Source organism: Fibrobacter sp. UWP2 (assembly GCF_900141705.1).
GTDB lineage: Bacteria > Fibrobacterota > Fibrobacteria > Fibrobacterales > Fibrobacteraceae > Fibrobacter.
Genome location: NZ_FQYM01000006.1, coordinates 113,223 through 135,122, shown reverse-complemented (window position 1 = coordinate 135,122; position 21,900 = coordinate 113,223). Strand labels below are relative to the sequence as shown.

The 21,900-nt window shown below is 54.4% G+C and carries 19 protein-coding genes and 1 tRNA gene; 13 read left to right on the top strand and 7 right to left on the bottom strand.

Features of this window, described 5'->3' with window-relative positions:
• Positions 1 to 216: 216 nt before the first annotated feature.
• From BUB55_RS05240 to BUB55_RS05230, 3 genes are all read right to left on the bottom strand, one after another.
• Entirely contained in the window at positions 217 to 948 is a 732-nt protein-coding gene (locus BUB55_RS05240) for a porin family protein (protein ID WP_073188834.1), read from the bottom strand.
• A gap of 132 nt (positions 949 to 1,080) precedes the next feature.
• On the bottom strand, positions 1,081 to 1,767 hold the full coding sequence (ispD, locus tag BUB55_RS05235) for a 2-C-methyl-D-erythritol 4-phosphate cytidylyltransferase (protein ID WP_073188862.1): 687 nt from the start codon (positions 1,765 to 1,767) through the stop codon (positions 1,081 to 1,083).
• A gap of 18 nt (positions 1,768 to 1,785) precedes the next feature.
• Positions 1,786 to 4,407, bottom strand: coding sequence for a DEAD/DEAH box helicase (locus tag BUB55_RS05230; protein ID WP_083596891.1), 2,622 nt, complete (start codon positions 4,405 to 4,407; stop codon positions 1,786 to 1,788).
• Positions 4,408 to 4,444: 37 nt separating this feature from the next.
• Here BUB55_RS05230 and rfbA point away from each other — a divergent pair, with 37 nt between their 5' ends.
• From rfbA to BUB55_RS05205, 5 genes are all read left to right on the top strand, one after another.
• Positions 4,445 to 5,332, top strand: coding sequence for a glucose-1-phosphate thymidylyltransferase RfbA (rfbA, locus tag BUB55_RS05225; RefSeq protein ID WP_073188860.1), 888 nt, complete (start codon positions 4,445 to 4,447; stop codon positions 5,330 to 5,332).
• Between the two features lie 17 nt (positions 5,333 to 5,349).
• Positions 5,350 to 5,913 carry a dTDP-4-dehydrorhamnose 3,5-epimerase gene (gene rfbC / locus BUB55_RS05220; protein WP_073188830.1) on the top strand — a complete coding sequence of 188 codons (564 nt, stop codon included), beginning with the start codon at positions 5,350 to 5,352 and terminating at the stop codon, positions 5,911 to 5,913.
• Positions 5,914 to 5,994: 81 nt separating this feature from the next.
• Positions 5,995 to 6,438, top strand: a complete 444-nt coding sequence (locus BUB55_RS05215; protein WP_073188858.1) for a low molecular weight protein-tyrosine-phosphatase — start codon at positions 5,995 to 5,997, stop codon at positions 6,436 to 6,438.
• Positions 6,435 to 7,571 (top strand): polysaccharide biosynthesis/export family protein, encoded by a 1,137-nt coding sequence (locus tag BUB55_RS05210; RefSeq protein WP_073188828.1) that lies wholly within the window; start codon positions 6,435 to 6,437, stop codon positions 7,569 to 7,571. The genes BUB55_RS05215 and BUB55_RS05210 overlap by 4 nt, the downstream gene beginning before the upstream one ends.
• A 9-nt stretch (positions 7,572 to 7,580) precedes the next feature.
• Positions 7,581 to 8,960, top strand: a complete 1,380-nt coding sequence (locus BUB55_RS05205; RefSeq protein WP_073188826.1) for a mannose-1-phosphate guanylyltransferase/mannose-6-phosphate isomerase — start codon at positions 7,581 to 7,583, stop codon at positions 8,958 to 8,960.
• A 96-nt stretch (positions 8,961 to 9,056) separates the two neighbouring features.
• Here BUB55_RS05205 and pheS read toward each other — a convergent pair whose 3' ends face one another.
• Genes pheS through BUB55_RS05190 form a run of 3 tightly spaced genes read right to left on the bottom strand, consistent with a single transcriptional unit; the run spans position 9,057 to position 11,834 of the window.
• Positions 9,057 to 10,079, bottom strand: a complete 1,023-nt coding sequence (gene pheS, locus BUB55_RS05200; protein WP_073188824.1) for a phenylalanine--tRNA ligase subunit alpha — start codon at positions 10,077 to 10,079, stop codon at positions 9,057 to 9,059.
• Positions 10,080 to 10,104: 25 nt separating this feature from the next.
• Positions 10,105 to 10,617 (bottom strand): pyridoxamine 5'-phosphate oxidase family protein, encoded by a 513-nt coding sequence (locus BUB55_RS05195; RefSeq protein WP_073188822.1) that lies wholly within the window; start codon positions 10,615 to 10,617, stop codon positions 10,105 to 10,107.
• Positions 10,618 to 10,619: 2 nt separating this feature from the next.
• Complete coding sequence (locus BUB55_RS05190; RefSeq protein ID WP_073188820.1) at positions 10,620 to 11,834, bottom strand: toxin-antitoxin system YwqK family antitoxin; 1,215 nt, start codon at positions 11,832 to 11,834, stop codon at positions 10,620 to 10,622.
• A gap of 34 nt (positions 11,835 to 11,868) precedes the next feature.
• Here BUB55_RS05190 and BUB55_RS05185 point away from each other — a divergent pair, with 34 nt between their 5' ends.
• From BUB55_RS05185 to BUB55_RS05155, 7 genes are all read left to right on the top strand, one after another.
• The gene (locus BUB55_RS05185; RefSeq protein WP_083596890.1) at positions 11,869 to 12,657 is read left to right on the top strand and encodes a hypothetical protein; all 789 of its coding nucleotides are present in this window, start codon (positions 11,869 to 11,871) and stop codon (positions 12,655 to 12,657) included.
• 2 nt (positions 12,658 to 12,659) lie between these two features.
• Positions 12,660 to 13,175 carry a hypothetical protein gene (locus BUB55_RS05180; protein ID WP_143152911.1) on the top strand — a complete coding sequence of 172 codons (516 nt, stop codon included), beginning with the start codon at positions 12,660 to 12,662 and terminating at the stop codon, positions 13,173 to 13,175.
• A gap of 30 nt (positions 13,176 to 13,205) precedes the next feature.
• Positions 13,206 to 13,922: a hypothetical protein gene (locus BUB55_RS05175; RefSeq protein WP_234971809.1), complete on the top strand. Its 717-nt coding sequence runs from the start codon at positions 13,206 to 13,208 to the stop codon at positions 13,920 to 13,922.
• Between the two features lie 36 nt (positions 13,923 to 13,958).
• Positions 13,959 to 14,042 (top strand) — tRNA-Leu (locus BUB55_RS05170).
• Positions 14,043 to 14,108: 66 nt separating this feature from the next.
• Complete coding sequence (locus BUB55_RS05165) at positions 14,109 to 14,687, top strand: GNAT family N-acetyltransferase (protein ID WP_073188814.1); 579 nt, start codon at positions 14,109 to 14,111, stop codon at positions 14,685 to 14,687.
• A 96-nt stretch (positions 14,688 to 14,783) separates the two neighbouring features.
• On the top strand, positions 14,784 to 15,632 hold the full coding sequence (locus BUB55_RS05160) for a TIGR02147 family protein (protein ID WP_073188812.1): 849 nt from the start codon (positions 14,784 to 14,786) through the stop codon (positions 15,630 to 15,632).
• The gene (locus BUB55_RS05155; RefSeq protein WP_073188810.1) at positions 15,632 to 16,927 is read left to right on the top strand and encodes a carbohydrate binding domain-containing protein; all 1,296 of its coding nucleotides are present in this window, start codon (positions 15,632 to 15,634) and stop codon (positions 16,925 to 16,927) included. Before BUB55_RS05160 ends, BUB55_RS05155 begins: the two co-directional genes overlap by 1 nt.
• 128 nt (positions 16,928 to 17,055) lie before the next feature.
• Here BUB55_RS05155 and BUB55_RS05150 read toward each other — a convergent pair whose 3' ends face one another.
• Positions 17,056 to 18,447 carry a sugar porter family MFS transporter gene (locus BUB55_RS05150; RefSeq protein ID WP_073188808.1) on the bottom strand — a complete coding sequence of 464 codons (1,392 nt, stop codon included), beginning with the start codon at positions 18,445 to 18,447 and terminating at the stop codon, positions 17,056 to 17,058.
• 192 nt (positions 18,448 to 18,639) lie between these two features.
• Here BUB55_RS05150 and ileS point away from each other — a divergent pair, with 192 nt between their 5' ends.
• Complete coding sequence (gene ileS, locus BUB55_RS05145) at positions 18,640 to 21,825, top strand: isoleucine--tRNA ligase (protein ID WP_073188807.1); 3,186 nt, start codon at positions 18,640 to 18,642, stop codon at positions 21,823 to 21,825.
• The last annotated feature ends 75 nt before the right edge of the window (positions 21,826 to 21,900 follow it).

The window sequence follows — 21,900 nt, the reverse complement described above, 5'->3', positions numbered from 1 at the left end:
TTGTGTTTGATTTGTGGTTATTTCAAATCTAAAAATTGGAACATCCTATTTTTTTACCCCCTTAGTGGAATTTGCGAAAGAAAATATACGTTACCCGCTGTTTCTGTTTATTAAGAGATTGACCAAACTTTATAATAAAAACCCGCTCGTCTGAGCGGGTTTTTCTGTGTCATTCCGTTGGCAAGAGTGAGTCTATGGATACACTTGCAGCTTCGCTTACATAAACCAGAATCCAAGGCCGAACTTGAAGGCCATTTGTTTGCCGCCGCTCAAGTCGATGAGCTTGCTACCCTTGTATTCTTTTCCGCTGCTATCTTTAAGAGTCCTGCCCTCATAGACGTCGTTGAACATTCCGAGGTTCAGGCGGATGTCGAAACTGAGCCTGTTGGGAATGGCGTAACCGCCAATACCCAGCGTGAGTCCGAATTGCACAGCCTTGCGGTCGTAGCCTTCGGCGAATTCGTGGGTGTATTTGACGCCGGCGGCTTCCATTTCGCCGCTGTTAAGGTGCTCTTCGTCGCTGACATTGAATTCTATGGTCGGACCGACAACGAGGTAGACCCATTCAATGGGTGTGACACGGAGGAGTACGGGGATTTCGACGCCCATTTGCTCGAATTCACGGTCGGTGTCGCCGTCATCCTGGGTCAGCTTGGTGTAGTTGAACAAAACTTCCGGGGTGAACTGCATAAAGGGGAGCAGTTGCAGTCGAATGGCGAGACCGCCTTCAAAACCATTGCCGGAGGGTTCTTCGGCATCGTCGGCATAGATGTTCCATTCGTCCGAGAGACCGAACATCGTGTTGTAATTATAGGCGGCACGAACACCCACGCTAAAGAAAGAGGGCTCGCTCTTTTTTGCCGGGGTGGACATTTGGTCTTCGCCTTCGGCTGCGGTGGCAATCGAAGTGGCAAGCAGGCCTGCCGCAAAAAGGTTAGAAATCTTCATAATTCCTCCGGAATCTAGGGCAAATATAAGAAAAAAATATGGATTCAAAAACCCGTAAAATGCGAAAACCCGTATTTTGGACAAAAACCGCCAATAATCTTTTGGACGGAAACTTTGTCGGATTTAGGGCCTCTACGCGAGTTGCGATAGTATTTTGAAATCTTCTGGTGTCGTCAACTTGTCGTTTGCGGCATTGCCCTTCACGATGTAGACGGCTTCGCCGAAATGCTCTAAAATGCTTGCTTCGTCGGTGGGCGTGAAGCCGAGGGGCTCCGCGTCGATTCGCTTGTAGAGTGATTTCAAAAGAGAAATGCGAGCGGCTTGCGGAGTTTGTGCAAGCCAAACGGTGCGGCGGTCGATGGTCTGTTTGACCAAACCATCGGCGGCAACCTTGATTGTGTCGACTGCAGGTTTTGCTACGAGGCATGCGCCCTTTTCAACTAAAGTTTTGCATACGTCGCGGATGATTTCTTCGCTGATGAAGGGGCGCGCCACGTCGTGGACCAGTGCGTATTCGGCTCCGCTTGTGAGGGCCTCGACTCCGTTCCTTACGGACTGCCATCGTTCGGCGCCACCCACGACGATTTTCAGTTTGGGGTGAGAAAAATCCTTTTCAAAATGGTCCTTCCAGTCGGCGGGCACTGCCATCACGACTTCCGCGAATTCGTCCATGTGGAGGAACGTCTCGAGGCTGTAACGGTAGACGGGCTTGCCGCCCATTTCCATGAGTTGTTTTGGGATGTTCCCGCCCATGCGCTTGCCGAGTCCCCCGGCAGGGAGGACTGCCGCGAACTTGCCTTTGAAAGAATTGCTGTCCATGCCGTTAATCATAGAAAATTACACCTCGCCGAGGCGGGCCATCTTGAGGAGAGGTATGCCGGCTTCACGGCTCTCCGCAAGCGAAATGTCGAAATCGATGCTCCAGTCGTTGAATTCTTCCTCGTCTTGGAGCATTTGCTGCACGTGCATCGTGTCGCCGTCGTAGGTGACGATGGTGTGGGCGAGCGCGCGGCCTTCCACGTCCAGGCGGAATTTGTGGTGATCGGCGGTGTAGGCGGCCATGGTCTCGAGCAGGCGCTTCTCGGTCCAGGGTGTGCCCTCGGCATCGGCCAAAAGTTCCCCCTCGAGGAGGTCGGCGGCGAGGCTGTCGAGCACGTCGGCGTAGTCCTGCTTTTGGAGGCTTCCCATGATTTGGAAAATGCGTTGACGCACCATCGAGAGGAACCGCTTTTTGTCGTAGGTGATGTCGGCGGCGGCCTTGTCTGCGCCGAAAGCCTTCTCTGCCTCGTCTTCCGTTGCACCCTCGTCCAGGCGCTTTTGGTAGTCTTCGGGGTGCGCCATCTTTTCCCATTCTTCCAAAAGGCTCGAGTCCACACGGAGGATCATGTCGCCCAGGTAGTCTTGCATCTCGAGGAGTTCCTCGTTTTTATAGCCATCGGGCACTGTCTGCGAGAGCACCTTGTACACGTAGTTAAGGTGCCGCAGTAGAATTGCTTCCATGCGCTGCAGGTTGTACTGTTTCACGTACCCGCTGAAGGTGCTGAAGTTCTCGAACATCTCGCGCACGATGCTCTTGGGTTCCACGTTCACGTCGACCCACGGGTGCACTTCGGCGAACGCATTGTAGGTGTCGTAAATGAAGTCTCGCAGTGGCTTGGGGTATTCGACCTTGTCGAGTTCCTCCAGACGCTGGTTGTATTCCATGCCCTGCGCCTTGAGTTCGTTCATGCGGGCGTCGCGGGCCTTGCTCAGCTGGATGCGGAGGATGGCGTCGGGATTCTCGACGATGCTTTCGCACAGGGTAATCACGTCGAGCGCGTACTCTGGCGAATCCTTGTCGAGTTTCGGGAGCGTGTCGAGCAGGTACAGCGAGAGCGGCTGGTTCATTGCGAAGTCGTCCTGCAAATCCATGTTCACGCGCAGGTGGCTGTATCCTGGAGCGACTGCAGGGACGAACTCCACGATTTTCTTTTCCACCAGGCTGCGGAACAATTGGAAGGCGCGGTGGTTTAACTGCTTCTTGCTGGCGGCGCTCTCGTGGCAGTCCTTGATGAGGTTTCGCATGGCGCGGCAACCGTCGGTTTCGCGGCTCAGGATGTTCAGGAGCATCCCGTGATCAACGTGAAAACTCGACGTGAGTGGTTCGGGTGCGGAATCGATGAGACGCTTGAAAGTGTTCTCGTCAAAGGGCACATAGCCGTGCTCGGGCGGTTTGCGCTTCTGGAACTTCTTGCCGGTCTGGCGGCTCTTCGCCTCGAGTTTCAGGTTCTCGATGACGTGCTCGGGAGCCTGCGCCACCACGTAGCCCACGTCGTCAAAGCCTTTTCTTCCGGCGCGGCCCGCAATCTGGTGGAAGTCTCGTGCGGTGAGGATTGCCGTCTTGTCGCCGCTGTACTTGCAGAGCTGCGTGAAGAGCACCGTGCGGATAGGGACGTTCACGCCGACGCCGAGGGTGTCTGTGCCGCAGATGACTTTGAGTAAACCTTGCTGTGAAAGTTTTTCGCAGAGGATGCGGTACTTGGGCAAAAGCCCTGCATGGTGCAACCCGATTCCCTGCTTAAGCCAACGCTTGACATCGGGGCCGTACGGGCTCGAAAAACGTACCTCTTTGATGGCCTCGTTGATTTTCGCCTTTTCTTCTTTGGTGCAGAGGTCAAGGCTCATGAAGTTCTGTGCGTTGGTGGCGGCCGCGGCCTGCGTAAAGTGTACCACGTAGACGGGCGCCTTGCCTTCGTTCACAAGTTTTTGCACCTCGGTCGAAATTTCGCTTGTGCTGTAGGTGTATTCGAGCGGTACCGGGCGCTGTGCGGAACGCACGGTCACAGTCTCTTTGCCGGTATGCTTCGTGAGGTCGCGTTCGAAGAATTCCGTTGCTCCGACGGTCGCGCTCATCAGCAAGAATCTCGATTGCGGGAGCGTGAGAAGCGGCACCTGCCAGGCGACGCCGCGTTCGCGGTCGGAATAGTAATGGAACTCGTCCATCACCACGTCCATGATGTCGAGTTTTTCGCCCTCGTTGAGCGCCATGTTCGCAAGGATTTCTGCAGTGCAGCAAAGGATGGGGGCGCCGTGGTTCACGGTCGCATCACCGGTCGAAAGCCCGACGTTCTCGGCGCCGAATTCCTTGCAGAGCGCCATCCACTTCTCGTTCACCAGCGCCTTGATGGGGCAGGTGTACACGCTCTTGCGGCCATGTACGATGCTGTCGAAATGGAGTGCCAAAGCGACCATCGACTTGCCCGAGCCCGTAGGCGTGTTCAAAATGACGTTCTTGCCGTCGAGAAGTTCGAGGATTGCCTCTTCCTGCGCGGGGTACAACGTTGTCCCGCGGGCTTCGGCCCAAGCCATGAATTTTTCCAGAATGTCCTCGGCCAATAGGTTGATGGCTCCCTCTCCCTGCGAATTGGGGGCGGTTCTGGGCAAAAAGTCCATAAGTCTTGGCGTAGCCGGTTTTTCCATAGAGTGCAAAGATAGTTCTTTTTGTTAAATTATGGGCATGAAAGGAATCGTACTTGCCGGTGGATCCGGTACCCGTCTTTACCCGCTTACGATGGTCACGTCGAAGCAGTTGTTGCCCGTTTACGACAAGCCGATGATTTATTATCCGCTGTCGACGTTAATGCTTGCCGGCATTCGCGACATCCTCATCATCAGCACGCCTACGGACTTGCCGAACTTTGAACGCCTTTTGGGCGACGGCTCCGCGATGGGGCTGAACTTGAGTTACAAGGTGCAGCCGAGCCCCGATGGCCTTGCCCAGGCTTTTATTTTGGGCGAGGAGTTCATTGGCGATGACGCCTGCGCAATGGTGCTGGGCGACAACATTTTTTATGGCAACGGGTTCAGCCCGCTTTTGAAGGCCGCTGTGAAAAACGCGGAGCAGGATGCCCGAGCGAGTGTGTTCGGCTACTACGTCGAGGATCCGGAACGCTTTGGTGTCGTGGAATTCGACAGCAACGGCAAGGTGATTTCGGTCGAAGAAAAACCTAAGGAACCCAAAAGCAATTACGCCATCACGGGGCTGTATTTTTACCCGAAGGGCGTCTCTGCCAAGGCAAAGTCCCAAAAGCCGAGCCCCCGCGGTGAACTCGAGATTACCGACTTAAACGAGAACTACCTGCGTGAAGGTTTGCTCGATGTCAAACTCCTGGGACGCGGTTTTGCCTGGCTCGATACCGGCACGATGGACAGCCTCATCGAGGCGGGCGAGTTCGTGAAGATGGTCGAGAACCGTCAGGGCATCCAGATTTCGGCTGTCGAAGAGATTGCCTTTATTAATGGCTGGATTAGCAAGGAGAAACTTTTGGAATCCGCCGCCAAGTACGGCAAGAGCCCTTATGGTCAGCACTTGCGAAAGGTCGCCGAAGGCAAAATCAAATATTAAGGAATTGAGGAATTTAAATGGGAAAATTCAATTTTATTAAAACCAGCATCGAAGGTGTGACTATCATTGAACCGACTGTTTTTGGCGATAGTCGCGGTTATTTTATGGAAACCTACAACAAGGGCGAGTTCGATGCTGCTGGTCTTGACATGGTCTTTGTGCAGGACAACGAGTCCCGCAGCAAGAAGGGCGTGCTCCGCGGTCTCCACTTTCAAAAGAAGAACCCGCAGGGAAAGCTGGTCCGCGTGCTCGAGGGCGAGGTCTTTGATGTTGCAGTGGACCTTCGTAAGAACAGTCTTACGTTTGGCAAGTGGGAGGGCGTTGTCCTTAGTGCCGAGAACAAGAGACAGTTCTACATTCCCGAGGGTTTTGCGCACGGGTTTGTGGTGCTGAGCGAAACGGCGACTTTTGTGTACAAATGCACGCGCCTCTATGACCCCAAGGACGAGGGCGGGCTTATGTGGAATGACCCTGCCATTGGCATCAAGTGGCCTGTTGGTAACGGCTTTGAACCGCTCCTCTCCGAGAAGGACACCAAAAATCCGTTGTTGAAGGATTTGGGCTTTGCATTTGAGCTGTAAGCCGTACTAACCCCTAATTCGCTAGTAACTAGTAACTTAGAACTAGTAACGACATATTGTTTTTTTCTATTTTAGATGCCAATGAAGAACATTCTTGTTGTTTGTACTGGAAATATCTGCCGAAGTCCTACGGGTGAGTACCTTTTAAAAAAGGAACTAGGCCCGGATTTCAACGTGATGAGCGCAGGCCTTGGCGCCTTGGTCGATCATCCGGCGCACGAACTGAGCCAAAAGATTGCCATGCAGCATGGCATTGACATGAGTGCCCATCACGCTCGTCAAATCAATATGGATATTCTCAAGTGGGCGGATCTTATTTTGGTTATGGAAAACGGCCATAAGCGGGAATTGCTCAGCAAATATCCTTGGCTTGAGGGAAAAGTTTCCCGTTATGGAGAAAGCCTGCAGGTCGATATTCCGGACCCGTATCGTCGTCCAGAATCCGCCTTTGTATTGGCTTGGAATTTTATATCGAAACTCACACCCTACTGGGTTGAAAAAATAAAACAGAGTGAGGCAAAATGAAAAAGTTGACTTTGTTGCTTGGTTGCGCTGCTGCAACTATGCTTGCGAGTTGCTCTGCCGGTCCGCACATGCGAATGAGCGAGCCTGCGAATGATTCTGATTTTAACGGAATCAAGGTGTATGTGCACTCTCTTGATCAAGGCGAATTTACGGCGCATTCCACTACGGCAGATTCGGCAGACGGACTTGGCGATTTGGCCGAACTTGTGGTGGACTCCATGCCGAATTTGGAATACCGCATTGGCCCCCTGGATATGGTCCAGGTGGTCGTGTGGGAACATCCCGAATTGACTTCCCCGATGGGGCAGTACCAGCCGGCAGGTCAGAAGGTGACGACCGAAGGCAAACTCTTCTACCCGTATGCAGGAGAACTTCAGGCGGCGGGCCTTACGGCCCAGGAACTTCGTGCCGAAATTACGAAGCGTCTTTCGGATAAGATTTTGAATGATCCTCAGGTGGATGTCCGCGTTACGGGCTATAACAGCGTGAAGGCTTTTGTGTCTGGCGCCGTGAACAAGCCCGGCTACGTTCCTTTTGATGAAAAACCGATGACAATCCCGCTGGCCATTGCCGCTGTGGGAGGTTTCTCGGAAGAGGCCGATCCGGCAGGTATTCAGCTCCGCCGTGGTGACAAGGTTTACAACATCAACTACCTGGAAGCCTTCAAGAGCAACCTTCCGTTGGACCGAATCCTCATGAAGCCCGATGACCAGCTCTTTGTGCCCGCGCTTTCTGAAACCCAGAAAGAGAATCGCGTTTACGTGATGGGTGAAGTCCAGAAGGCGGGAATTGTCAATGTGAACCAGGGCAAGCTCTCCTTGATGGAAGCCCTGGCAACGGCGGGTGGTCTGCAGACGACGAACGCTTCGTCCAGGTCCATTTACGTCATCCGTAACACATCTGACTCTCAAATTGACGTGTTCCATTTGAACGCCAAAAATGCGATGTCGCTTGCCATGGCAGATCGCTTTGACTTGAATGCGCATGACATCGTGTATGTTGATGCTTCTGACCTTGCTACTTGGAACCGCCTGATTGGCTTGATCTTGCCGTCTGTCCAGACCGTTTACTACGGGGTGCTGACTACACGTGATGTTCAGCTGATTAGCAACGGCCATTGGGGCCAGAACTAGGAGTGGTAGATGATTAACCTGATTCTTTGCGGTGGTAGCGGTACGCGCCTTTGGCCCATTAGCCGCTCCCTCATGCCCAAACAGTTTGCCCGCCTGTTTGCTGGTACATCGTTGTTCCAGCGTACGGTAAAGACGAACGCCCGCATTTGCGGCGCCCAGTACATTGTGAGCAATGCGGAACAGTACTTTTTGGCCAAAGACCAGCTTGAAGAAGTTGAAGCGAGTAACGCCCGCTTTTTGCTGGAACCGGTAGGCCGCAATACGGCTCCGGCCATTGCGCTTGCCTGCTTGAACCTCAAGGCGAATGACATTGTTTTAGTTTCCCCCTCGGATCATGTGATCCGTAAAAAGGAAGCCTATGCGGAATGCCTCAAGAAGGCAGAAGCCCTGGCCAAGGCGGGAAACCTGGTTACGTTCGGCATTACGCCGACGGGCCCTGAAACGGGTTACGGCTACATCGAGGCCAATGGCGAAGATGTGAAGCGCTTTGTCGAGAAACCGGACCTGGAGACTGCCAAGAAGTATGTGGAGTCGGGCAGGTTCTTTTGGAACAGCGGCATCTTCTGCTTCAAGGTTTCCACGTTCCTTGACGAATTGGGTCAGTATTCTCCCGATATTCTGGTTGCGGCGAAGGCTGCTTTTGAAAAGGCCAAGAAAGAGGACCACGATACCCTTGTCCGTGTGAACTACGACGACATGATGGCCATCCCGTCGAATTCCATTGACTACGCGGTGATGGAGAAGTCCTCGAAGGTGAAGGTGGTGCCGAGCGATATCGGCTGGAGCGACCTCGGTGCGTTCGACAGCCTTTACGGTGAGTACGAGCATGACGCCGACGGCAACAACAAGAACGAGAAACACTTGGCCATCGGTTCCAAGAACTCGCTGGTGCTTGGTTGCCAACGCCAGATTTGCACCATCGACCTCGACAAGATGCTTATTGTTGATACGCCGGACGCTTTGCTGGTGGCTCCGTTGAGCAGCAGCCAGAAGGTAAAGAAGGTTGTGGACGAACTCAAGGCCCGTGGCTCCGCCTTGCCGACGGTACCTCAGACGGTGAACCGTCCCTGGGGTACGTACACGGTTCTCGAGGATTCCGAAAGCTACAAGATGAAGCGCATTGTGGTGCGTCCGGGTGAACGCCTGAGCCTCCAAAAGCACTTGCACCGCTCCGAACACTGGGTCGTGGTGAGTGGCACCGCCACCTGCACGGTCGGCGACAAGGTGTTTTATGTGCGCCCGAACGAATCGACGTATATCCCGGCCGGCACGATTCACCGCCTGCAGAACGAGGGCAAGCTCCCGCTGGTCATCGTCGAAGTGCAGGTGGGCGAGTATACCGGCGAAGACGACATCATCCGCGTCCAGGACGACTACAAGAGATCGTAGAAACTAAAAAACGATATTATAAGCTTGAAAGAGTAAATAAAAAAGCGAACCTCGCGGCTCGCTTTTTTTGCTTGTAATTCCTAATTCCGAATTAACTTAGAACTGTTCGAGGAACCTTTGGTCGTTGCCCGTCAAGAGTCCGATTTCGGGAATCTCGTGGCGGAGCATGGCGATACGGTCGAGACCGAAGCCAAACGCAAAGCCCGTGTACTTCTCGGAATCAATGCCGCAGTTCTTGAACACGTTCGGGTCCACTGAACCGCAACCGCCGATTTCCATCCAGCCGGTTCCCTTGCAGCGACGGCAGCCCTTGCCACCGCAGAACACGCAGCTCACGTCCATTTCGGCGCTGGGCTCCGTGAAGGGGAAGAAGCTCGGGCGGAAACGCGTCTTGACGCCTTCGCCGAACAGCTTGTTCATGAACACCTGGAGCACGCCCTTGAGGTCTGCAAAGCTGATGTTTTCGTCGACCACGAGGCCTTCGCACTGCTGGAACATGGGGGCGTGGGTCGCATCGTTATCGACGCGGAACACGTGGCCCGGAGCAATCATGCGGAACGGCGGCTTGTGCGTTTCCATGTAGTGGATCTGCGTGCCGGAGGTGTGCGTACGCAGCATCACCTTGTCGTCCACGTAGAACGTATCCTGCATGTCGCGGCTCGGGTGGTCGGGCGGCGTATTCAAAGCTTCGAAGTTATACCAGTCCGTTTCGATGTCGCGGCCGAAGTCCACCTCGAAACCCATCTGGCTGAAGAAGTCGATAATCTCTTCGCGCACGTCGTAAAGCGGGTGCGTGCTGCCGGCGCCGATTCCGGCACCCGGGAGCGAAACGTCGACGCTGCCACTGTCCAGTTTCTTTTGGAGGGCGGCTGCCTTTGCCGTTTCGATAGCCTTGTCGATGGCCTCGGAGACGGCGACCTTAAGTTCGTTCACGAGCTTGCCGTAAGCCGGACGTTCCTCGGCGCTGAGGCTCCCCATCTGCTTCATGAGGTCGGTGACGGCCCCCTTCTTGCCCAGGTACTTCACGCGGAGGTTGTTGACGGCTTCTTGGTTCGTAAGGTCGGTTTGCGCAAGTTCTGCGTCAAACGCCTGCTTCACATTGTTAATAGCTTCACTCATAGTGACCACAAATTTAGCAAAAAAATTATTCCGACTTTGCTTTCCCGGTATAGTTCGTGCTCGTTATCTTCAATACGGTCACGGCGGCGGCCTGCGCGGGCGTGAATTCAAACTTGTGCGGGGCGGCCTGCATAGACTGCGAGGCTCCTGCAGCCTGCCGTTCCATCAGGAGCGAGAGCCCGCGGCATTTCTCGGCAACATCTTCGACGATTTCGGCCTTGCCCTGCCCGACGACGCTTGCGTAAAAGCGACCGCTCTTGCAATAAACATCTTCGTGAATCTCGATGCGGTTCTCGACGCACATGCTGAACGCGATATTCGGATTCTTGAGGATGCAGTCGAGTTTCTTGCCAACATGCGCGCAGTGGAAGTACAGCTCCAGGACGCCGTCCTTCAAACTATACCCGAACGACATCGGAATCACGTAGGGCATGCCCGCATCCGCATCGTCCACCATCGCAATGTGGCATGTCGTGCACTGCTCGATAATTTTTACGATATTCTCGTCGCCCAACACTTCACGGTCTTTACGTCGCATACTTATTCTTCCCACAGCTTGTGCATGATTACAGGTCTGTTCTTCCCGGCTTCGGTTTTATGTATCGTGAGCTTGCCGGTGCTGTCGTAACTGAACTGTTCGCCCACGCGTTCGCCATTCACGTAGGTGAGGCTGTCTCGCAGTATTCCGCTTGGGTACCAGTTGCGCCATATGCCGTGGCGTTTAGAACCGTCTAGGTTTCTCTGCCAAAAGCCCTCGCTCGCCATTCTGCCGCCCATGCTGTCGGGGTAGAAGCTCCTGCTCTCGGCAATCTCGCCGTCGCGCCAGGTTTCCTCGTACCTGAGGGAGTGCCCTGCCCGGTAGTACCATAGCTGGGTCGGTACTCCGGCGACAAAAGTCGTCTCGGCGCAGAATTTGCCAAAGTCGTCCAGACCGTGGGCTTTGCCATTGCCGCTTTCAAAAGTTTCTTCGGCGATTTTTTGACCGTCGTTGTCGAACCATTCCCAGGTGCCTTCTCGGCTGCCGTTGCTCCAGAATTCCCGCTTGACGACTTTGCCGTCGGCGTTGAACACTTCGCGCGTGCCGTCTAAGATACCTTGTTTGTAATGAGATTTTTCCTTGACTGTGTTGGCGCCGTTGTCAATGAACACGGTGACGGTTCCGTCCCGTTTGCCGTTCTTGCAGTCGGTAAAAACGTCTTTGCGTCCGTTTTCCAAAAAGGTTTTGGTGTAGCCGTTGGCGTTGTTGCCAAAGCACGTTTTTTCTTCGGCGAGGTTTCCGTTCGCGAACCATTTTTTCCAGACGCCCACGGTATCGCCATTGTCGTCGAAATGCTCCTCGAATGCCTTGTTGCGGTTGTAGTGCCAGCCTTCCCAGTCGCCCACGGGGTGGTCGTCCTTGTAGTAGCGGTACGATTCCACTTTTTTGTCGCTATAGAACCCGGTCCACTTTCCGTGGCGCTTCCCTTTTTTGTAAGTGCCCGTGAGCACCACGTCGCCAAAGCCGGTCCACCGCTTGAAATCGCCGTGTGGTTCCCCGTTCTTGTACGGGATTTCGAATTCCTTGATGCCGTCGTTGTACCACTCGTTGCGCTTTAAAATTTCGCCGTCAGGGTAGACCCAAACGGAGGTCTTCTTGATGCCGTTCACGTGCCTGGCCAACACTTGCTCTTCGGCGTGCTCTATGGTGCAAGCGCTCAAGAGAGCTCCAAAAATGGAGCAAAGGGCAAAAAAAGGTGCAAAAGTAAAAACGCGCATATCTTTTAAAGTAGAAAAAAGGTATCTTCAAAGTGTGGAAGAATCCAAGAATAAATCTATTGCCGATACCTTTAACGCCAAACTCAAAACGCCTTGGGTCTGGCTGGTCCTTGTGTTGACCATCGGCCTCACCATCCTTTTTTATTTTTCGCAAAAACCGCAGATTGTCATGTATTCCCAGTACATCAAGTCGCTTTCGGAATACCAGCTGTTGGAGGCGAACTTGATGCGGACCATGGATCGCGTGCGTACGGGCTATGGCGCAGACACCATGCTCATGCATTCGCAGACCATGACGCTCCGCGAGATGACGGTTTCTTTTTCGCGACAGATGGACGAACTGAACGTTTTGGGGACGGCGACGCCGCCTTCCTCCATGACAGCCCACTTTGAACGCGAGGTCTTGAGCAAGGTGTCGGGGATGCGCCGCTATACCGTTTCGCGTGTGGCGTGGCTGGAAAAGTGGAACCTGGTGAAGTCCAAGGTACACGAACTCCCGGTGGAACAGGCTCTGCTTGTAGAAGACATCTTGGATTCGGCGAGAGTGGGCTTCCCCGTGTTCCGCAAGCCCGAAATGATTTTGCCCGATTCACTCTCGCACGAGGTGGACGCCCTGTTTGCCGAGAACAACGACCTCGCCATTGCGTGGAGCAAGTTCGACAACGAGGTCGCCCTCATGATCAGCGTGGACTTGGCGCAGTTCTTTCAAATGGAATCCTTGAACGAAATGTCCCTCAAGTCCAAGATCCCGATGGTGTTCTACTTTTTGTCGCTGGTCTTGATGCTCTCGACGTTCTTCTTCCTCTTTAGGTCTAAATTGTAATTATGCCCCGCTATTTTCGCACTCGTCGTTCGGTCTATATCAACATATCGCTATTGTTTTTGCTGATTGCGGTCTGGTGCCTGTCGTACATGCAGCCTGTGCTGCGGAGCTTTTTTAAAGAAGAGCACTTGTTCTATGGTAAGGTGAGCTACGCCGCCATCCCGAGCCTTTTTGGCGGGTCGAACATCCCCTTCCTCGACAAGACGTTTTTCCAGCTTAACGGCGATACCGGAGCGACCTTCGTGCTTTACGCCTCCCAAGAAATGAACGAAGATATGGCGGAGTGGTTTAGCTTTGCGGCAAAGAACGTCGAGGACGTCCCCATCGAGGTGAACGCCGTCCGCATTGCCCCGGACCGCTTTGTGGTGACGTCTTTGGCGACGAACGAAGCCGAACTGGATTGGGACACTCTCTTTGAATACCACGTATACTACAGCCTCATTGGGCTTGGCATTGTGGGGGCGACCTTGGCCGGAATGTTGACGTTCCTTATTTTGGGCATCAGATCCAAACGGTAAATGCTTTTTCGATCGGCTCTATATTTTATTTTGTTTGTATCCCTGGTGGCCACCACCTGGGCTGCCCCGGATTCGCTCATGGTTCGCGCCCCCGGCATGGAGAGCGCGACCGGCGTGTGGTGGCCTAGCGCAAATTCCTCGGGTGGGGCGAAAGGGTTGCTCAAGGGGCGTTCGGAGGCGCCCGTGGTCGTATGGTTCCATGGAGGCATGACCAGCGGCAACTGCGCCAAGGGGTTTGTGGCGGGCGATGATTTTGCCCAGCTGTTCCCCGACCGCATTGTGGTAAGTGCCTCGGCCTGCAGGCAAAATCATTGGGCGACGCCACAGGCGCTCGCCGCCGTGGACGCCGCCCTCGACTCCGTCGCCGCCCGCCGCAAGGCGCCTGTGAACAAGGTGGACCTGGTCGGCATTTCGGACGGGGCCCTCGGCGTCATTATGTACTCGCTTTCGGGCAAGCGCCGCATCGGGAACCGCCTGCTCATGAGCTCTTACGGGGCTTCCCTCGGCGAAGCTTCGGCGGTGGCGGCCGAGCCCAAGCTCAAGTCGGGCCGCTGGCGTTTTTTGCAGGGTGGCTCCGACCGCCTTTACCCCGCCGCCCAAACGCTCCCGTGGATACAGTCCTTTTGCAAGAATGTGGGGGTGGATTGCGACCTCCAGTACGACCCCGCGGGCGAGCACGACTGGCAATACTGGAAATTGAACCGCCTTATGTGGATCAAGGACGCTATTTTGCCCGCCACCCCTTGACAAAACAGGCATATTTTTCAAAATTTGGCTTACCACGCGGATGTGGTGGAACTGGTAGACACGCTAGATTCAGGTTCTAGTGCCTGCGAGGGCATGAAGGTTCAAGTCCTTTCATCCGCATTGAAGACCCGCCGAGCGATTGGCGGGTTTTCTTTTGTATTCGGCAGGATTCTTATATTTTGACCGATGCTAGACTCCCACGAAGAAATTCCCGTAGGCGAAATTCCTGTTGATGAAATTGTGGGCGAGCGCGTTGTTTTGCGCCCGCTTGCCGAGCCCGACTTTGCCCCGCTGTACGCCCTGATTGACGGCTGCCGCGGGTTCCTCTCGGCCCATTTGCCGTGGCCGGGTGAGTGCCTCTCGGCAAGCGACGTAGCCTCCCGTGCCGAGAGCTGGGAGTTGCAGGCACAAATGGGGAACGGGGCCTGCTGGGGCATTTTCGAGAAATCGACAGGCCGGGTCGCCGGTTGCGTTGTTGTGGGCTGGGTCCAGTGGACGAACCGCTCGGCGACTCTCAGTTACTGGTTGGGTGAATCTTTCACCGGGGAAGGTCTCGCCACCGAAGCCGTAAAAATGGTTTCAAAAAAAATGTTTTCGTTGGGCGTGAACAGGCTCGAGATCACGGCGTCGGTAACCAACCCCAAAAGCATTGCCGTCGCCTGCCGCGCAGGGTTTGTCGAAGAGGGCAAATGTCGCGAATTTGAACGGATTAACGGGATTTTTGTGGATCACGTGCGTTTGTCGCGCCTGGCCGGGGACCCCTGATTTGGGGTTGCGTAGCTCTAACAATTGTTTACTTGGGTAAACGATAATTGCTTGCTAAATTGTCTATTTGCAGGCCAATACAGCTATTTTATAAGCATGGAAAATGGAGAAAACATAAAGTTAGTTGAACCCGATGTGCTCCAGTACACCAATTTTAGGGTGTACCTGCGCGACTACTACGAGTTCAAAAAGAAGACCTTGCCGGCCTTCAGTCTTCGTTATTTTGCGGAGAAGGCGGGCCTCTCGAGCCATGCGCACCTTAAGTTGACTATTGACGGAAAGCGTAATATCACCAAGGGGACGGTGACCAAGCTTATCCACGGCATTGGGCTCGAAAAGCAGCGTGCCGCCTATTTTGAAAACCTGGTGTTCTTTAACCAGGCCGAGACCGACGAAGAAAAGCATGCCTATTACGAACAACTTGTAAAGAGCAGCCCTCGTTCCAAGTTGCACAAGATGGACAAGGCTCAGTTCCGCATCTTTAGGGAGTGGCACCACTCAGTGATTCTCGAGATGGTCGCCCTGAAGAACTTCCGCCCCATCCCCGACCAGATTTCCAAGAGGCTTAGGGGCATGGTTTCTGCTTCCCAGGTCCAAGAATCCTTGAATATTTTAGTTGAGGCTGGCCTTTTGGTCAAAACTGCCAACGGCTACCGCCAGCGCGACCCCATGATTACCACGGACGACGAGGTCCAGGACATGATGGTCAAACTGTACCACCAGCAGATGTTGCGCATTTCTGCCAACATGTTGGGCGATCTGCCAAGCCAGGAACGCGATTTTTCTGCTCTTACGTTCAGTATTAAGCGCCAAGACTTCCCCAATTTGAAAAAGCACATCCAACTAATGCGCAAAGAACTACTAGATTTCTCTGCGAAACCGGGTGAGGGTGATGACGTCGTTCAGGTAAACATCCAGTTGTTCCCGTTGACACGAGGAGTGTGATGCGATTTTTGAAATCCATAGTCGGTTGCTGCGTAAGCGCGTTAATCCTTGTCGGTTGTTCCGATTCCAAGGATACTGCCGGCATTGAGATTGGCAACCCGGAGATTGCGGATACGGATACGGTGTCGCAAGAGCCCGTGGTTTTGGCTTTGACTGCCGACTTCTCGGTGGATTACGATGACGTGGAACAGGCCGTTCTCGCCAAGAAGGCGGCGAAGGACGAACCGGTGCTTTTGGATTCGTTCTCCATGACGCTCTCGGAGGTCCGTTCCTATTCTAGCTACTATGTCGCGGTTTCGGTAGACCCCACCGACGGTTTGCAGGTGTGGCCCGACGAGGCGGACCTCGATACCTCGATTACCATTTCGTTTACCGAAGGATCCATGGTCGATGAGGCGTTCAACAACATCAACCTGGAAGACGGCGGCTATTTAAAAGAAATTGGCGTTGGCCTCAAGCCTCTCGATGGCAAGGGCTCCATGTACGGTCGGATTTTGGTTGATGGCGAGTATGTGCCGTTCGAGTATTCGCTGAGCGCCTTCCAAAAGGTGATGCTCCGCTACCACTTCTCGCAGGTCGAGTGGGTGACCGATAGCCTTGTGAACCTCTCGGTGGTGTTCTATGTTCGCTACCTTGTCGATGGACTGAACTTGACCGAGGCCGAGGTTTCGGAAGATGGAGTGATTCACTTCAACAATACCGACAATGCGGCTCTTTGGAACAGGTTGAACCAGCGTTTCTTGCCAAGCTTCAGGCCGCTCCGCTTCAACTATGTCAATGCCCAGGGCAATGCTCTTGAAGATTACGTTGCCGATATTTGGGAAGGCGTCGTTGGCGCCATGAGTGACAATACGATTGAAAATGGCGACTTCTCGGACGGCTTGGATCATTGGATTTTCTTCAAGCAGCTTTATGGCGAGGCCACGGCGACTATTACCGACGAGAAGGATGGTAGCCACATCTTGAAAGTGGATGTGACCAATGGCGGCAGCAAGTCGTACAGCGTGCAACTGATTCAGGAAGATATCGCCCTTGTCGCTGGCAAGAAGTACAAGTGCGTGTTCACGATCTGGTCGAATGTCGAAGGTCAGATTACCGCACGCATTGGCACCTACGATGATTACGAGACCGTGGGCTTCATGGAACATCCGATTGTGAAGACTTCGGGCCAGTCGTTCGAGAAGGAATTTACCCCGAGCGAAAGCACTCCGTTTGCAAGGTTCGAATTGAACCTCGGCAAGATGGAACGCACGTTCTACATCAAGGACGTGAAAATCTACCGCATCGAGGAATAACCGAAAGTTTGGTGTATGAAAAAGCCGGCAGATTTTTCTGCCGGCCTTTCTGTTTTTGGATTGACTCGCGCAATATTTCTTTGCGTTATATTTCTTTGCGCAAAGATTCTTCGCGCTGCGTTTCCTCGCTACATATCTTCGAGTTCCTTGCCCTTCGTTTCCTTGATAAACTTTGCCACGAAGAATATGCTGAAGATGGCGAAGAACGAATAGATGGCATATGTCGGGCCCACGCCGATGCCGTCCTTGCCGGTAAGCACCGGGAACGTCCAGGTAACCACGAAGTTAGCGAACCACTGTGCAAGCCCGCAGATGGCGATGGCGATGGTGCGGATGCGGTTGTTGAACATCTCACCGAGCATTACCCACATGACCGGGCCCCAAGTTGCCGCGAAGAAGGTAATGTAGAGGTTCGCCGCAATCAGGGCGATTACGGCCGCAGTTCCCGGGAGGCTCCCGTCGGCACCCGCACTCATGAAGCATACGGTAAGCGTGCTCAGGGTAATTGCCATGCCTATGCTACCGATTAGCAGGAGCGGCTTGCGCCCGATCTTGTCGATAAGCAGGATGGCGACTACGGTCATTACCAGGTTCACGGCGCTCGAAATTACGCTCGTGAGGAATGCGTCGCTCTCGCCGAAGCCCACGCTCTGCCAGAGCATCGTGCCGTAGTAGAAAATCACGTTGATGCCCACCAGCTGCTGCAGTATTGCAAGGCCGAGGCCCGCCCACAGAATCGGGGAAATGCGCTCCCTGCCGTTGATGATTTCGAGCAGGTCGGTAAACTTGGGTTGCTTCTTGTTCTTGAAGGAAGCCTGGATGATTTCCACTTCCTTTTCGACGCCCTCGGGGTTAATCTTCGCGAGCACGTCCCTGGCCTGGTCGATGAACCCCTTGTGGATAAGGTAACGCGGCGATTCGGGAAGTTTCCAGGCGGCGTACCCGTAGAGTACCGCCGGGATGATTTCGACCCAGAACATGACCTGCCATGCCTTGATATTGCCGATAATCGCGTTGTTCGCGGACCCCGCGATGCGCACGATTACGTAGTTCGAAAGGAGCGCCACGAAAATGCCTATCACGATGGCGAACTGCTGCATGGAGCCTAGTCGCCCTCGCAAGTGGGCCGGTGCAGTCTCGGCGATGTAGATTGGGGCGATGATGCTTGCCATGCCGATGCCAAAGCCGCCAATGACGCGCCACAGGATAAAGTCGGACATTCCGAAGGGAATGCCGGAACCGATTGCGCTTATCAGAAACAGGTCCGAAGCAAAGAGCATGCAGCGCACGCGCCCGAAGGCGTCGGCAATGCGGCCTGCAAAGAATGCGCCGATGGCGGCGCTAATCAGTGCAAGCGAAACGGCCCAGGCGAGCTGATAGTCAGTCGCGTTGAAGTGCGCCTTGAGCGCACCATTTGCCCCGTTGATAACGGAGGAGTCGAAGCCGAACAGGAATCCGCCAATGGCAGCGGAGAGCGTAATCAGGACGATATGTCCCATATGCGGATTGTCTTTTGACATTGAGTCTCCTTTTTTGAATTGCTTTAAAGGTAAACTATTGAAAATGGGCAAAAAAGCCACTATGAAAAGAATAAATAGCACAAAACGATATTCCAAGTTGGAATAGGGGGTGGGGCTCCTCCGCTAAATTTCTACATTTACGCCCGAAAATTTAGTACCCGTGGCAGAGTGCCGCGGGGTTTGAGGTAACCCATGTTTCGTGAAGTAAAGAAAGAAGAGACCTTCCCGCAGATCGAAGAGCGCGTGCTCGGCTTGTGGGATAAGGATGAATCGTTCAAGAAGTCGCTGGACTCCCGTCCGGAAACCGAACCGTACACTTTCTACGATGGCCCTCCGTTTGCAACGGGCCTCCCGCACTACGGTCACTTGCTTGCCGGTACCATCAAGGACATCGTTCCGCGTTACTGGACCATGAAGGGCAAGAAGGTTCCGCGCGGTTTCGGTTGGGACTGCCACGGACTCCCCATTGAATCTCTTGTGCAGAACGAACTCGGTCTCGCGGGCGTTGCCGAAATCCAGAAGCTGGGCGTCGACAAGTTCAACGAAACCTGCCGTAGCAAGGTGCTCAAGTACACGAGCGAATGGAAGAAGACCGTTCGCCGCATGGGCCGCTGGGTCGACTTCGACAAGGGCTACAAGACCATGGACAAGAACTTCATGGAATCTGTGTGGTGGGTGTTCAAGCAGTGCTTCGACAAGGGCCTCATCTACCAGGGCTACCGCATCCAGCCGTACAGCCCGGCTCTCGCGACTCCGCTTTCGAACTTCGAAACGAACCAGGGCTATAAGGACCGTCAGGACCCGTCCCTCACTTTGATTTTCCCGCTGATCACGGACAACGCCAAGTTCAAGGACACGAGCATCCTCGTGTGGACGACGACTCCGTGGACGCTCCCGTCCAACTTCGCGATTGCGGTTGGCCCGGACATGGACTACAACCTGGTTGAACAGGACGGCAAGAAGTACTGGTGTGCCGCTACGCGTACCGCCGCCTACTTCAAGAACCCCAACATCGTGGATACCTGCAAGGGTTCCGACCTCGTGGGTTTGAGCTACGAGGCGCTGTTCCACCTGAGCGACGCCTACGCCAGCAAGGAAGAACTCGAAAAGCGTTACAAGATTTACCCGGCCGACTTCGTGAGTACCGAAGACGGTGCCGGTGCGGTGCATATCGCCCCGAGCTTCGGTGAAGAGGACTTCCAGCTCGGTGCTTCCATCGGGCTTGGCCTTTTCGACCCGCTCGATACCGAAGGCAAGTTCACGGACAAGGTCCCGATGTGGAAGGGCCTCGGCGCGAAGGAAGCCGACAAGAGCATTATCGCCTACCTCAAGGAACAGGGCCGCGTGTTCAAGCACGAGACCTTCGTGCATAGCTACCCGCACTGCTGGCGTACCGGCGTGCCTCTGCTGTACCGCGCCCTCAAGACGTGGTTCCTCAAGATCGACGCCCCTGTCACGAGCAAGGAAGGCGTGACCAAGACTTTGAAGGAATGGATGGTCGAGAACAACCAGACGGTGAACTGGGTTCCGGACCACATCAAGAACGGACGCTTCGGCAAGTGGCTCGAAGGCGCACGCGACTGGAACCTCTCGCGTAACCGCTTCTGGGGTACGCCGATCCCGGTGTGGATTGCCGACGACGGCGACATGATTGCCGTGGGCTCCATCGAAGAACTCCAGCAGCTCACCGGCGTGAAGCTCGATGACTTGCACAAGCATTTTGTCGATAAGCTCACCATCGAAAAGAACGGCAAGGTTTACCGCCGCACGCCGGAAGTGTTCGACTGCTGGTTTGAATCCGGCTCTATGCCGTATGCCAGCCGCCATTACCCGTTCGAAAACAAGGAACTCGTGGAACGCAGCTTCCCGGCCGACTTCATTGCCGAAGGTTTGGACCAGACCCGCGGTTGGTTCTACACGCTGACGGTGCTTTCTAACGCACTGTTCCAGAAGCCGGCATTCAAGAACGTTATTGTGAACGGTATTATCTTGGCCGAAGACGGCTCCAAGATGAGTAAGTCCAAGCGCAACTACCCGGACCCGAACGATCTTATCGAACGCACGGGTGCCGACGCCATCCGCTTGTTCATGATCAACTCCGCCGCTTTGAAGGCCGAAGACCTGCGCTTCAGCGAAGAAGGGGTGAAGGGCATCGTGAAGCAGGTGATGCTGCCGCTTTGGAACGCTGTTGCATTCTTTGTCTCTAACCACAACGCTGACGCCGCCAAGGGCCAGCTCAACTGGCGCCCCGGTCAGGAAGTCAAGAGCGAGAATGAACTTGACCGCTGGATGCTTGCAACGCTGCAGGATTTGGCCGCCAAGGTTGAAGTGGAAATGAAGGCTTACCGCCTGTACAACGTGGTGCCCGCCGTGATTGCCGCGGTCGATGACCTCACGAACTGGTACGTGCGCCGCAGCCGTCGCCGTTTCTGGAAGTCCGAAAACGATGGCGACAAGAACGCCGCCTACGCTACCATGTACAAGGTGCTGGTGGACTTCTCCAAGATTCTCGCCCCGTTCCTCCCGCTCCTCGCCGAAGAAATCTATCAGATTCTCGTGCGCGAAGTGGATGCCAATGCTCCGGTGAGCGTACACCTCTGCGAATTCCCCAGCGCCGACAAGTCCCTCATGGACGAAAAGCTCGTGGAACGCATCGCCATGGTGCGTGGCATGGTCGAAATGGGCCGCGTGATTCGCGCTACGAACAACGTAAAGAACCGTATGCCGATTGCTAGCATGACGGTGGTTGCTCACGGCACCGAAGAAAAGAACGTCGCTGAGACCATGAAGGACTTGATCCTCGAAGAACTCAACGTTCGCGAAATGAAGTTCCTGGAAGACGAGACGAAGCTCGTGCAGCTCTCCGCCAAGCCGAACTTCCTCGCTATCAAGGCGAAGGGCCCGGATTACGCGAAGAACATGAAGGTGATTTCTGCCAAGCTGAATTCGCTGAGCGTCGATGAAATCAAGGCTCTGCAGAATGGCGAGACGATTAAGTTCGACTTCGGTGAAGTCGGTGCCGACTGCCTGATGCTCAACCGCATCGTGGCCGATGGCATGGCCGTGGAAGCCAACCAGCACTTCACCGTGGCTCTGGACCTCAAGATCACGGACGAACTCCGCCGCGCCTGCGTGGCCCGCGAACTCGTGAACCGCATCCAGAACCGCCGTAAAGATCAGAACTACGCCATCACCGACAAAATCGAAGTGACGCTGTTCTCTGCAAGCGACGTATTCAAGCAAGCAGTCGCGGAGAACGAGGCTTACATCGCCGGCGAGACGCAAGCAGTCGCTATCAAGTGGGCTGCCGCTGCCGATGGCCTCGAAGCCAACGACGCCGATGGAGAGGCATTCAGCTTCACGACGGTAAAAGCCTAAATACTCTCAAAAAGATTCTAAAAACGCTCTTTCCTTGCGAAAGGGCGTTTTCTTTATTTGGTCTTTTGTTTGAAA